We start from the raw sequence: 13,629 nt of genomic DNA on the forward strand, positions 1-13,629 counted from the left end.
AGGGGCGCCTAAGTGGAAGGGGGGCACTGCACGGAGGTATCCGGCAGTGCCCCCGGGTCGTTCGGAAGGGAAGGCTATATGCAAACACAAAAACTCTCCACCCTCGAAAAAGTGGGTTTCGGCGCAGGCGACATGGCGCTCAACGTGGTGATCTCGTCGATGATGCTGATCATTACCTTCTTCTACACCGACATCTACGGACTCCGGACCGCGGACCTGGCCGCCCTGTTTGTGGCGGTGAAGGTGGTGGGGGCGATCGCCGACCTGATCATGGGACAGATCACCGATGGCGTCCTGACGCGCTGGGGGCGCTACCGTCCCTGGCTGCTGCTGCTCGCCGTGCCCTATGGCTTGAGCGTGTTCCTGGTGTTCTCGACGCCGGACTGGAACTACGACGCCAAGCTGCTCTGGGCCTATTCGACCTATATCCTGATGACCCTGATGACGGCGGGCGTGGGCATTCCCTACATCTCCCTGATCAGCGGCCTGACCTCGGACCCGCAGGAGCGCCTGTCGGCCAACGGCTACCGCCTGTTCTTCGCCAAGATCGGCGCCTTCATGGTGACCATCATCGTGCCGGTGCTGGCCAGCTGGTGGGACGGCGCCAACCCGGCCGCCGGCTACCAGGCCGCGATGGCGGTGATGGCGGCGATGGGCGTGGGCCTGTTCCTGTTCTGCTTCTTCACCACCACCGAGCGCGTGGTGCACAAGGTGGAAAAGCAGCCGCTGATGGAACAGGTAAGGGTGCTGCTGCAGAACGACCAGTGGCTGATCCTGTGCGGCGTGTGCGTGACCGGCACCATCGGCTACGTGATCCGCGGCTCGGTGGCGATCTACTACGCCAAGTACTACCTGCACGGCGACACCGCCACCGTCTCGGCCTTCCTGTCGACCGGCGTGGCGGCCGCCATCCTGGCCATGGTGGTGTCCACCTGGACCACCAAGTTCTACTGCAAGGTCAAGCTGTTCCGCTACACCCAGCTGGCGGTGGCGGTGCTGAGCGTGATGATCTACTTCCTGGTGCAGCCGGGCGACATCCTGCTGGCCTTCGTCCTCTACTTCGTGCTGTCGCTGGTGGTGGACCTGCATGCGCCGGTGTTCTGGTCGGCGATCGCCGAGACCATCGACTACGGCCAGGTCAAGACCGGCAAGCGCGTCTCCGGCTTCGCCTTCGGCGGCATCTCGGTCTGCCAGAAGGCCGGCATGGCGGTCGCCGGCGGCATGGTGGGCATCCTGCTGAACTACTTCGAGTACCAGCCGAACCAGGAGCAGTCGGCCCTGGCGCTGCAGGGCATCGCCCTGATGCTGTCCGTGATCCCGGGCTTCTTCCACTTCCTGATGGGCGCCCTGATGTTCAAGTACCGCATCAGCGACTCGTACTACGACACCGTCAAGCAAGACATGCGCGCCCACGGCTACGTCGCCACCTGAAGACCGTTAGCTCAAAGACCGTCGTTACCGCCACCGGCGGTAACGACTCCCCGCGCAGGCAAGGACCCAAGTTTGCCCGCACACCGCGAAATTGAATCGAGACCGACCATGCAAGAAACCGTCCTCAAACCCCTGATCGAACAACGCGCCGACCCCTACATCTACAAGCACACCGACGGCTTCTACTACTTCACCGCCTCGGTCCCCCTGTACGACCGGATCGAACTGCGCCGCGCCCGCACCATCGCCGGCCTGGCCACCGCGGAGACGGTCACGGCCTGGACCAAGCCCGACACCGGTCCCTACTCGGAACTGATCTGGGCCCCCGAGATCCACTTCAACCAGGGCGCCTGGTACGTCTACTTCGCCGCCGCCCCGAGCCGCGAGATCAAGCACAAGCTCTTCCAGCACCGCATGTACGCGATCCGCACCACCAACGCCAACCCGCTCGAAGGCGAATGGGAATTCATGGGCCAGGTCGACACCGGCATCGACAGCTTCTGCCTGGACGCCACCACCTTCACCCACAAGGGCCAGCTCTACTACCTGTGGGCGCAGAAGGACTATGAAATCGAAGGCAACTCCAACCTCTACATCGCCCCGATGAAGACCCCGTGGCAGATCGAGGGCAAGCCGATTCTGCTGAGCAAGCCGGAATACGACTGGGAAACCATCGGCTTCTGGGTCAACGAAGGCCCATCCGTCATCCGCCGCAACGGCAAGATCTTCATCAGCTATTCGGCCAGCGCCACCGACCACAACTACGCGATGGGCCTGCTCTGGGCCGACGAGGACGCCAACCTGCTCGACCCCGCTTCCTGGACCAAATCGCGCGAGCCGGTTTTGCGAACCTGCTACGATCATGGCATCTACGGCCCGGGCCACAACAGCTTCACCTATGCCGAAGACAACGACACCGTCATGCTGGTCTACCATGCGCGCACGTACACCGAGATCGTCGGCGATCCGCTGTGGAATCCGGACCGCCACACCTTCGTGAAACCGCTGCGCTGGGATGAATCGGGCATGCCTGTCTTTGGCCGGCCATCCACTTACTGAGGACAAGAACAACGTGCAAACCGGTATTACGCAAGCGCCGTTCGGCCAGCTGCCCGACGGCACGACCATCACCCAGTTTACGCTGACCAATGCCCAGGGCATGGTGGCGAAGATCATCGACTTCGGCGGCATCATCACCGAGCTGACGGCCCCTGACCGCGACGGCAAGATGGCCGACGTGGTGCTCGGCTTCGACACGCTCGAGCCCTACCGCGGCGACAGCCCTTACTTCGGCGCGCTGGTCGGCCGCTACGGCAACCGCATCGCCAAGGGCCGCTTCATGCTCGACGGCCGCGAAGTCCAGCTGCCCACCAACAACGGCAACAACCACCTGCATGGCGGGCCCAAGGGCTTCCACGTGGTCAAGTGGAACGCCGCGGTGGAGGGCGACAGCCTGCGCCTGGCTTACCGCAGCGTGGACGGCGAGGAGGGCTATCCGGGCAACCTGGACGCCACCGTGGTCTACCAGCTCAACGACGACAACGAGCTGGTGGTGCGCTTCCACGCGGTGACGGACGCGCCGACCCCGGTCAACCTCACCCAGCACAGCTACTTCAACCTGGCGGGCGAGGGCGACATCCTGGGCCATGAACTCGTGATCGACGCCGACGCCTTCGTCGCGATCGACGCCGAATCGATCCCGACCGGCGAGCTGACCCCGGTGACCGGCACGCCTTTCGACTTCCGCATGCCGCGCCCCATCGGCGAGCGCATCGGCCAGCCGGACAAGCAGCTGCGCCACGGCCAGGGCTACGATCACAACTTCGTGCTCAACAAGCCGGACGGCAAGGCGCTGACGCGCGCCGCGCGCGTGGTAGAGCCGGTGTCGGGCCGGGTGCTGGAACTGTGGACCGAGGAACCTGGCGTGCAGTTCTACAGCGGGAACTTCCTCGACGGCTCGCTCAAGGGCAAGGGCCACAGCTACGAGCACCGCACGGGCTTCTGCCTGGAGCCCCAGCACTTCCCGGATTCGCCCAATCATCCGCACTTCCCGAACGTGATCCTGCGCCCGGGCCAGGTGTACGAGACCGAGTCGCGCTTCCGCTTCTCGGTGGACCAATGAGCGCGATGCAGGCGTTCATCGAGGCGGAACACGAGCTGGGCGAATGCGTGCTGTGGTGCGAACGCACCGGGCGGCTGCTGTGGACCGACATCCCGGCCGCCACCCTGTGGTCGCATTCGCCCTCCACCGGCCGCACCACCAGCTGGAAGATGCCGGAGCGCCTGTGCTCCTTCGCGCTCACCGGCAGCGACGACCGCCTGCTGCTGGGGCTGGCGTCGGGCCTGGCCTTCTTCACTTTCTCGACCGGGAAGGTGACGCGCATCTGCGACGTCGAGGCGGACATTCCATCCACGCGCCTGAACGACGGCCGCTGCGACCGGCAAGGCCGCTTCGTGTTCGGCATGTTCAACCAGATTGATAACCCCAAGCTGGCCCTGGGCGGCTTCTACCGTCTGAACCTCGACCTGACGCTGGAACGCCTGCCGATCGGGAACGCGGCGATCGCCAACTCGATCTGCTTCAGTCCCAATGGACGCCGCATGTATTTCGCGGATTCGGCCACGCGCGAGATCCGCTTCGCCGACTACAACCCCTGCAGCGGGGAAGTCGGGGCCACGCACAGCTTCGTGCCGGCCGACGCCGCGCCCGGGGAGCCGGACGGCTCGTGCATCGACGCCGATGGCTACCTGTGGACCACGCGCTGGGGCGCGGGGAAGGTGATGCGCTTCGCGCCGGACGGCCGCCTGGACCGGACGCTGGAACTGGCGGCGCCGCAGCCGAGCTGTCCGGCCTTTGGCGGACCGGGCCTGTCCACCTTGTATGTCACCTCGGCCCACCTGGGCATGACGGCCGGGGACCGCGCCAATGCGCCACTCTCGGGGGCGCTGTTCAGCCAGTCGCTCGACGTCCGCGGCCTGCCCGAGAACCGCTTCCTCCACCGGTAGGGCGGACGGGTCTCCCGTCCATGCGTTCAAACTCAGCCAGATCGGCTCGCTCGCCTGTTCAAGCGCTAACTATCACCGCGTGGACGGGAAACCCGTCCACCCTACTCGCATAACAGGCTGTATTGATATCAAATACGATATCGATGTTGGCTAAAAATTGATTGGAAAGTTATCTGCTCGCATTTTAGACTTCTTCATCGCTGATCGGGAGACACCAGGGTGGTGGCAAAGCCCTAGGCCGTAAAAAAACGAGGAGAAACACGAATGTCCGAGCAAAAGAAAAAGACCACACTGCGTTCCGCCGCGTGGTTCGGAACCCAGGACAAGAACGGCTTCATGTACCGGAGCTGGATGAAGAACCAGGGCATTCCCGACCACGAATTCCAGGGCAAGCCGATCATTGGCATCTGCAACACCTGGTCCGAACTCACCCCCTGCAACGCCCACTTCCGCAAGCTCGCCGAGCACGTCAAGCGCGGCATCCTGGAAGCCGGCGGTTTCCCGGTCGAATTCCCGGTCTTCTCGAACGGCGAATCAAACCTGCGCCCGACCGCCATGCTGACCCGTAACCTGGCCGCCATGGACGTCGAAGAATCCATCCGCGGCAATCCGATGGACGCCGTGGTCCTGCTGGTGGGCTGCGACAAGACCACGCCGGCCCTGCTGATGGGCGCGGCCAGCGTCGACCTGCCGACCATCGTCGTCACCGGCGGCCCCATGCTCAACGGTAAGCTGAACGGCAAAGACATCGGTTCCGGCACCGCCGTCTGGCAGCTGCACGAGCAGGCCAAGGCTGGCCAGATCACGATGCACGAATTCCTGTCCGCCGAAGCCGGCCACTCGCGCTCGGCCGGCACCTGCAACACCATGGGCACCGCATCGACCATGGCCTGCATGGCCGAGTCGCTGGGCACCTCGCTGCCGCACAACGCCGCGATTCCGGCGGTGGACGCGCGCCGCTACGTGCTGGCCCACATGTCCGGCATCCGCATCGTAGAGATGGTGCACGAAGACCTGCGCCTCTCCAAAATCCTCAAGCGCGAGAACTTCGAGAACGCGATCCGCATGAACGCGGCGATTGGCGGTTCGACCAACGCCGTGATCCACCTGAAGGCCATCGCCGGACGCGTTGGCGTGCCGCTCGAGCTGGAAGACTGGACCAGGATCGGCAAGGGCACCCCGACCGTGGTCGACCTGCTGCCTTCCGGGCGCTTCCTGATGGAAGAGTTCTACTACGCGGGCGGCCTGCCGGCCGTGATCCGCCGCCTGGGCGAGGGCGACCTGATTCCGCACAAGGACGCGTTGACCGTCAACGGCAAGACCCTGTGGGAGAACTGCCAGGACGCGCCTATCTACAACGACGAAGTGATCCGCAGGCTGGACAACCCCTTGATCGCCGACGGCGGCATCTGCATCCTGCGCGGCAACCTGGCGCCGCGCGGCGCGGTACTGAAGCCGTCGGCCGCGTCGCCGCACCTGATGAAGCACCGCGGCAAGGCCGTCGTATTCGAGGACTTCGATCACTACAAGCAGCGCATCAATGACCCGGACCTGGACGTTGACGAGAACTCGGTCCTGCTCATGAAGAACTGCGGCCCGAAGGGCTACCCGGGCATGGCCGAAGTGGGCAACATGGGCCTGCCGCCCAAGCTGCTGGCCAAGGGCATCACCGACATGGTGCGCATCTCCGACGCCCGCATGAGCGGCACCGCCTACGGCACCGTGGTGCTGCACGTGGCGCCGGAAGCCATGGCCGGCGGCCCGCTGGGCATCGTGCAGGACGGCGACATGATCCAGCTGGACTGCTACAGCGGCTCGCTGAACGTCGAACTCTCCGACGAAGAGATCAAGGCCCGCCTGGCCGACCGCGCCGAGAAGAACAAGCCGGTCCAGCACAGCGGCTACCAGCGCCTCTACCTCGACCACGTGCTGCAGGCGGACGAAGGCTGCGACTTCGACTTCCTCGTGGGCAGCCGCGGTTCGGCCGTACCCAAGCATTCTCACTGATCCAGCGGGAGCCGAACGCGTCGCCGGGCTGCCCGGCCGCGCGTTCGATGCATATCCCGACCTCACACACCGATAGGAGACCGGGCCATGCTGCTCGTACAATTTCTGACCGAATCGCAGGAACGCCGCGTCGGCATCCTGCACGACAACATCATCCGCGTCGTCAACGGCTACGCCACCACCCTGGACCTGGCGCGCGCCGCGATCGCTACCCAAGCAGGGCTGGCGCAACTGGCCGACGCCTCGGCCGGTCTCGAGACCTTCAACTACGAGGACGTGGCCAGGGCCGGCCGCATCCTGCCGCCGCTCGACCATCCGGACGCGGCCCACTGCTATGTCACCGGCACCGGCCTGACCCACCTGGGCAGCGCCGACACCCGCGACGCCATGCACAAGAAGATCGGCGGCGATGTCGAGACCCTGAGCGACTCGATGAAGATGTTCCGCATGGGCGTCGAAGGCGGCAAGCCGGCGCCGGGCACCGCCGGCGTGCAGCCGGAATGGTTCTACAAGGGCGACGGCTCGATCGTGCGCGCCACCGGCCAGGACCTCGAGATGCCGGACTTCTCGCTCGACGGCGGCGAAGAACCGGAGATCGCCGGCCTGTACGTGATCGGCGACGACGGCCAGCCTTACCGCCTCGGTTTCGCGATCGGCAACGAGTTCTCCGACCACGTCACCGAGCGCCAGAACTACCTGTACCTGGCCCACTCGAAGCTGCGCAACTGCGGCCTCGGCCCGGCGCTGCTGGTCGGCGAGCTGCCGGCCCACGTGGAAGGCGTGTCGCGCATCCTGGACAAGGAGGGCAAGGTGCGCTGGCAGAAGGCCTTCGTGAGCGGCGAGCAGAACATGTCGCACACCATCGGCAACCTCGAATATCACCACTTCAAGTATGGCCTGTTCAACCGTGCCGGCGACGTGCACATCCACTTCTTCGGCACCGCCACCCTGAGCGTGGCCGACAACATCGTCGTCGAAGCCGGCGAGACCTTCGAAGTCGCGTCCCCGGCCTTCGGCCCGGCCCTGCGCAACAAGCTGGCCGTCCATGCCACCCCATTTGCGAAAGTGAAGACCTTATGAGCATCACCGGAGAAGCCATTATCGGCGGCGTGCAGGAGCGCGGCGCCGCGGGTTCGTTCAAGGCCTGGGACCCGACCCGCCGCGAGTACCTGGAGCCCAGCTTCCACATGGTCTCGCCAGACCAGATCGACCGCGCCTGCCGCCTGGCGGGCGAAGCTTTCGACACCTTCCGCGCCACCTCGGACCAGGAACGCGCGACCTTCCTCGACACCGTGGCCGAGCAGATCCTGGCCGTCGGCGACGAGCTGATCGAACGCGGCATGGCGGAATCCGGCCTGCCGCGCGTGCGCCTGGAAGGGGAGCGCATGCGCACCGTGAACCAGCTGCGCATGTTCGCAACCCTGCTGCGCGAAGGCTCCTGGGCCGACGCCCGCCTGGACACGCCGCTGCCGGAACGCACCCCGCCGCGCCCCGACCTGCGCATGCGCATGATCGGCCTGGGCCCGGTCGCCGTGTTCGCGGCCAGTAACTTCCCGCTCGCGTTCTCGGTCGCCGGCGGCGATACCGCGTCGGCTTTCGCCGCGGGCTGCCCGGTGGTCCTCAAGGCCCACTCTGCCCACCCGGGCACCTCGGAACTGGTGGCGCGCGCCGTCGCCAAGGCGGTCGCGCTGTGCGGACTGCCGGCGGGCGTGTTCGCGCTGCTGACCGGCACCGGCAACGGCATCGGCCAGGCGCTGGTCGGCCACCCGGCCATCCAGGCGGTCGGCTTCACCGGCTCGCGTTCGGGCGGCACCGCGCTGATGGCCGTCGCCGCGGCGCGCAAGCAGCCGATTCCGGTGTATGCCGAGATGAGCAGCATTAACCCGGTGTTCCTGATGCCGCACGCGCTGGAGCACCGCGCCGAGGAAATCGGCAAGGGCTTCGCCGCCTCGCTCACCCTGGGCGTCGGCCAGTTCTGCACCAACCCCGGCCTGGTGCTGGCGGTCGACGGTCCGGGATTGTCGACCTTCTGCAAGGCCGCGACCGAGGCCCTGCACGCCACGCAAGCCGCCGTCATGCTGAACCAGAACATCGCCGACAGCTACCGCAAGGGCGTCGATGCGCTGGCGAAGAACGAGGCTGTGTCCACCCTGGCGCGCCTGGAACACGAAGAGGGCAAGGGCGGCGCCGCGCTGTTCCGCGTGGGCGCGGAAGAGTTCCTGAAGCGCCAGGAACTGCACGAGGAAGTCTTCGGCCCAGCCTCGGTGCTGGTGGTCTGCCAGGACGCGGCCCAGCTGCGCGAGGTGGCGGAAGTGCTGGAAGGCCAGCTGACCGCGACCCTGCAGATCGATGCGGAAGACTACGCCGCCGCGAAGGCGCTGCTGCCGGTCCTGGAGCGCAAGGTCGGCCGTATCCTGGCCAACGGCTACCCGACCGGCGTCGAGGTCTCGACCGCGATGGTGCACGGCGGGCCGTTCCCGTCGACGGCCGACGGCCGCAGCACCTCGGTGGGCACCGGCGCGATCAGCCGCTTCCTGCGCCCGGTCTGCTACCAGAACATGCCGGCCGAGCTGCTGCCGGAAGTCCTGCGCGACGGTAACCCGCTGGGCACCTGGCGCCGCCGCGACGGCGCGTTGACCAAAGAGTAAAAACGGCCGCACAATAAGAACAGATGGAGACAGTTATGGATCAGATGGCGAAGTATCCCAGTTTGCAGGGCAAGCGCGTGTTCGTCACGGGCGGCGGCACCGGTATCGGTGAAGCGATCGTGACGGCGTTCGTGGAGCAGGGCGCGGTGGTCGCGTTCGTGGACATCGCGAAGCAGGCCAGCGAGGCGCTGTGCGCGAAGCTTGCCCAGGCAGGCCACAGCGCACCGGTGTTCCGCTATTGCGACATCACCGACATCCCGTCGCTGCAGCGCACGATTGCCGAGCTGGCGCAACAGCTGGGCGACTTCGACATCCTGGTCAACAATGCCGCCAACGACCAGCGCCACGATATCCAGGACGTCTCGCTCGACTACTGGAACGAGCGCATCGCCATCAACCAGCGTCCGATGTTCTTCACCATCCAGGCAGTCCTGGAAGGCATGAAGAAAAAGGGAGGCGGCTCGATCATCAACTTCAGCTCCATGTCCTGGCATGCCAAGGGGGCGGGTTATCCGGTCTACGCCACCACCAAGGCGGCCGTGATCGGCCTGACCCGCAGCCTGGCGCGCGATCTCGGCCCGTTCGGCGTGCGCGTGAACACCGTCACGCCGGGCTGGGTGATGACCCAGCGCCAGATCGAACTGTGGGTCGATGCGGCGGCGGAAGAAGAGATCAAGAAGGCGCAATGCCTGCCGGGCAAGCTGATGCCCGAGGATGTCGCCAACATGGTGCTCTTCCTGGGCGCGGACGACAGCAAGATGTGCACGGCGCAGGATTTCGTGGTGGATGCGGGCTGGACCTGATCTGACAGGTTCCCTTCGCCCGGCTGTGACCCTGTCGTAGTCGCTGCCGCCCACCTACCTCCGTCGTCCCCGCGCAGGCGGGGACCCAAGTGTCCCAGCAGCTCACGGAAACTTGGGTTCCCGCCTGCGCGGGAACGACGGGGTCTTCGGAGTCCGCCATGAATGCACGCAGCCGCATCCTGCTGGCAGTCCTGTCCCTGTGCGCCGCACAGGCACACGCCACACCCCTGACCAGCCCCGACCGCCATATCAGCGTCGATGTATCCGTATCGAACAACGGCAACCTGACCTACACCGTCTCCCGCGACGGCAAACCCGTCATCCTGCCGTCTGCGCTGGGCCTCCAGCTGCAGGGCGCCGACCTGTCCAGCAAGCTGCGGCTTTCCGCCAGCTCGCCGGTCAAGCTCGTGCGCGACAGCTACGAACTTGCCACCGCCAAGAAGGGCCGCATCACCTACAGCGCCAACGAGCAGACCCACACCGTGCGCAACGCGGCCGGGCAGGCCATGGACCTGAGCTTCCGCGTCTCCAACGACGGCGTCGCCTTCCGCTACGTCGTCCGCGCGCCGAAGCTGCAGTTCATCTCCGAATCCACCAGTTTCGCCTTCGATCCTGCCACCCGCGCCTGGCTGCAGCCGATGTCGGTCGCCCAGACGGGCTGGATGAACACCAACCCGTCCTACGAAGAGCACTACCAGCGCGAGATCCCGGTCGGTACTCCCTCCAAGCTGGGCGCCGGCTGGGCCTTCCCGGCCCTGTTCCGCACTGGCGACACCTGGGTCGCGCTGACCGAAGCGAACATGGACGGCAGCTTCCACGCCTCGCGCCTCGCCTCGGATTCGCCAGGCGGCGTCTACCGCCTTGCGCCTCCCGCCGCCCCGGAGGTGTTTACCAACGGTGCGCTGCTGGCTGAAGGGAAGGGCGAGCTGGCCACCCCATGGCGCATCATCACCCTCGGTTCGCTCAAGACCCTGGTCGAGTCCACCCTCGGCACCGATCTCGCGGCGCCGGCCGTCGCCTTCGACAAGGCCCGTATCCAGCCCGGCCACGCCTCGTGGAGCTGGGCGCTGCTGAAGGACGACGCCACGGTGTTCGACGTGCAGAAGCGCTTCGTCGACTACGCCGCCGACATGAAATGGGACTACACCCTGGTCGACGCCGATTGGGACCGCAAGATCGGGTTCGAGAAGCTGCGCGAGCTGGTGCAGTACGCGGAAGGGAAGGGCGTCGGCATCCTGGTTTGGTACAACTCCTCCGGCGCCTGGAACAAGACCGAATACGGCCCCAAGGGCGCGCTCCTGGCGCCCGCCCAGCGCCGGAAGGAATTCGAACGCCTGCGCGAGATCGGCGTGAAAGGCGTCAAGGTCGACTTCTTCGCCGGCGACGGCAAGTCGATGATCGCCTACTACGTCGATATCCTGAATGACGCCGCCAAGGCGGGCCTGCTGGTGAACTTCCACGGCGCCACCTTGCCGCGCGGCTGGTCGCGCACCTACCCGAACCTGATGACGGTGGAGGCGATTCGCGGCCTGGAGTTCACGACCTTCGAGCAGGTCGACCAGGACGCGGTGCCGGCCCACGCGGCCATGCTGCCCTTCGCCCGCAACCTGTTCGACCCGATGGATTTCACGCCGATGGTATTCGGCGACATCCCCAACATCAAGCGCGCTACCCGCAACGGATTCGAGCTGGCGGAATCGGTGCTGTTCCTGTCCGGAATCCAGCACTTCGCCGAACGCCCCGAAGGCATGGCCACCGTGCCGTCCTACGTGAAAGCGTTGCTGCAGGACTTGCCGCGCAGCTGGGACGACGTGCGCTTCATCGACGGCTACCCGGGCCGCTACGCCATCATCGCCCGCAGGAGCGGCGACAGCTGGTATGTGGCGGGCATCAACGCCGACGGCGTCGAGCGCAGCGTGGACCTCGACCTGTCCTTCCTGGATGGACGCAGCGGCACGCTCGCCACCGACGGCGACACCGAGCGCAGTTTTACGCAAGCCCCGATCGGGGGCGGCACAGCAAAGATCAGCATCAAACCGCACGGCGGCTTCGTAGCCGTATTCAAGTAAAAATCAGGAGACACACGCATGAATCTTCTTAAGCCCACCATCCTCGCATTCGCCATGGCCGCCTTGCCGGCCTTCGCCCAGGTGAGCGTCACGGTCGACACCACGAAGCCCGGCCCGGTCATCAACAAGAACGTGTACGGCCAGTTCGCCGAGCACCTCGGCACCGGCATCTACGAGGGCCTGTGGGTCGGTCCGCAGTCGAAGATCCCGAACACCCGCGGCTGGCGTAACGACGTGGTCGGCGCGCTGAAGGAACTGAAGGTGCCGCTGGTGCGCTGGCCGGGCGGCTGCTTCGCCGACGAGTACCACTGGCGCGACGGCATCGGCCCGCGCAACAAACGTCCGGTGAAGGTCAACACCCACTGGGGCGGCGTGGCGGAAGACAATGCCGTCGGCACCCACGAGTTCTTCGACCTGGTCGAGATCCTCGGCACCGAAGCCTACGTCAACGGCAACCTCGGCTCCGGCACTCCGCAGGAGATGGCTGAGTGGCTCGAGTACATGACCTCGGACACCAAGTCGACCCTGGCCGAGCAGCGCCGCAAGAACGGCCGCAAGGAGCCGTACAAGGTCGCCTTCTTCGGCATCGGCAACGAAGCCTGGGGCTGCGGCGGCAACATGAAGCCGGAGTATTACGCCAACCTGTACAACCACTACGCGACCTTCCTGAAGACGCCGCCGAACGCACGTCCGAAGATGATCGCCAGCGGCGGCAATGATGACGACACCAAGTGGACCGAAGTGCTGAGCAAGGAAGCCGCACGCGGCACCGACGGCATCAGCTTCCACTTCTACACCCTGCCGACCGGCGTGTGGGAGAAGAAGGGCGCCGCCACCGGCTTCCCGGAAAACGAATGGTTCTCCACCATGCAGCAGACCATGCGCATGGACGGCCATATCCGCCGCAACGTCGCCATCCTGGACAAGAACGATCCTTCGAGGCAGATCGGCTTCTACGTCGACGAATGGGGCACCTGGTACGACGTGGAACCGGGCACCAATCCTGGCTTCCTGTTCCAGCGTAACACCATGCGCGACGCGGTCGTGGCGGCGCTGAACTTCAACATCTTCCATGCGCATGCAGAGCGCGTGCGCATGACGATGATCGCCCAGATGGTCAACGTGCTGCAGGCGATGATCATTACCGACAAGGAAAAGATGCTGCTGACGCCGACCTACCACACCTACAAGATGTACATCCCGTTCCAGGATGCGACTTCGCTGCCGGTGGCGGTGGACAACGACGTGGCCTATTCAAGCAACGGCAAGTCCGTGCCAGGCATCAGCGCATCGGCAGCGCGTGGCAAGGATGGCAAGACCTACATCGCCCTGGTGAATACGCATCCGACCCGCGCCAGCGAGATCACCCTGAACGTGGCGGGGCAGAACGTCTCGGGCGTGTCGGGCCAGATCCTGACTTCCGATGCCATGGACGCGCACAACACCTTCGAGAAGCCGCAGGCGGTCAAGCCGGCGCCGTATAGCGCCAAGGCTGCCAATGGCAAGCTGACGCTGAAGGTGCCTGCGAAAGCGGTGATTGTTGTCGCCGCTGAGGCATGATAGAAGAACGTTAGCCTAAAAATCGCCGTCCCCGCGCAGGCGGGGACCCAAGTTCGTAGCGTTTCGACAGCTGCGGCAACTTGGGTTCCCGCCTTCGCGGGAACG

10 protein-coding genes are annotated in these 13,629 nt (G+C 65.6%); all 10 read left to right on the forward strand.

The annotated features are described in order from the left end of the window. Nucleotides 1–78: 78 nt before the first annotated feature. The 10 genes from KBW95_RS13305 (at nt 79) to KBW95_RS13350 (ending at nt 13,524) form a co-directional block, all read left to right on the forward strand. Nucleotides 79–1,431, forward strand: a complete 1,353-nt coding sequence (locus KBW95_RS13305) for an MFS transporter (RefSeq protein ID WP_211525699.1) — start codon at nt 79–81, stop codon at nt 1,429–1,431. A gap of 108 nt (nt 1,432–1,539) precedes the next feature. Further along, nucleotides 1,540–2,490, forward strand: coding sequence for a family 43 glycosylhydrolase (locus KBW95_RS13310; protein ID WP_211525700.1), 951 nt, complete (start codon nt 1,540–1,542; stop codon nt 2,488–2,490). A gap of 13 nt (nt 2,491–2,503) precedes the next feature. After that, nucleotides 2,504–3,553, forward strand: coding sequence for an aldose epimerase family protein (locus KBW95_RS13315; protein WP_373888798.1), 1,050 nt, complete (start codon nt 2,504–2,506; stop codon nt 3,551–3,553). 5 nt (nt 3,554–3,558) lie between these two features. Further along, nucleotides 3,559–4,437 (forward strand): SMP-30/gluconolactonase/LRE family protein, encoded by an 879-nt coding sequence (locus tag KBW95_RS13320; RefSeq protein ID WP_373888799.1) that lies wholly within the window; start codon nt 3,559–3,561, stop codon nt 4,435–4,437. 264 nt (nt 4,438–4,701) lie between these two features. Next, the gene (locus KBW95_RS13325) at nt 4,702–6,444 is read left to right on the forward strand and encodes an IlvD/Edd family dehydratase (RefSeq protein WP_211528478.1); all 1,743 of its coding nucleotides are present in this window, start codon (nt 4,702–4,704) and stop codon (nt 6,442–6,444) included. An 87-nt stretch (nt 6,445–6,531) separates the two neighbouring features. Next, nucleotides 6,532–7,524, forward strand: coding sequence for an AraD1 family protein (araD1, locus tag KBW95_RS13330; protein WP_211528479.1), 993 nt, complete (start codon nt 6,532–6,534; stop codon nt 7,522–7,524). Beyond that, entirely contained in the window at nt 7,521–9,092 is a 1,572-nt protein-coding gene (locus KBW95_RS13335; protein ID WP_211528480.1) for an aldehyde dehydrogenase (NADP(+)), read from the forward strand. The genes araD1 and KBW95_RS13335 overlap by 4 nt, the downstream gene beginning before the upstream one ends. 35 nt (nt 9,093–9,127) lie before the next feature. After that, nucleotides 9,128–9,895: an SDR family NAD(P)-dependent oxidoreductase gene (locus KBW95_RS13340; protein WP_211528481.1), complete on the forward strand. Its 768-nt coding sequence runs from the start codon at nt 9,128–9,130 to the stop codon at nt 9,893–9,895. A gap of 158 nt (nt 9,896–10,053) precedes the next feature. Then, nucleotides 10,054–11,964 (forward strand): glycoside hydrolase family 97 protein, encoded by a 1,911-nt coding sequence (locus KBW95_RS13345; RefSeq protein WP_211528482.1) that lies wholly within the window; start codon nt 10,054–10,056, stop codon nt 11,962–11,964. 18 nt (nt 11,965–11,982) lie between these two features. After that, nucleotides 11,983–13,524 (forward strand): alpha-N-arabinofuranosidase, encoded by a 1,542-nt coding sequence (locus tag KBW95_RS13350; protein ID WP_211528483.1) that lies wholly within the window; start codon nt 11,983–11,985, stop codon nt 13,522–13,524. Nucleotides 13,525–13,629: the final 105 nt, after the last annotated feature.

The sequence above is a fragment of the Massilia sp. ZL223 genome, from assembly GCF_018119395.1.
Classification (GTDB): domain Bacteria; phylum Pseudomonadota; class Gammaproteobacteria; order Burkholderiales; family Burkholderiaceae_D; genus Telluria.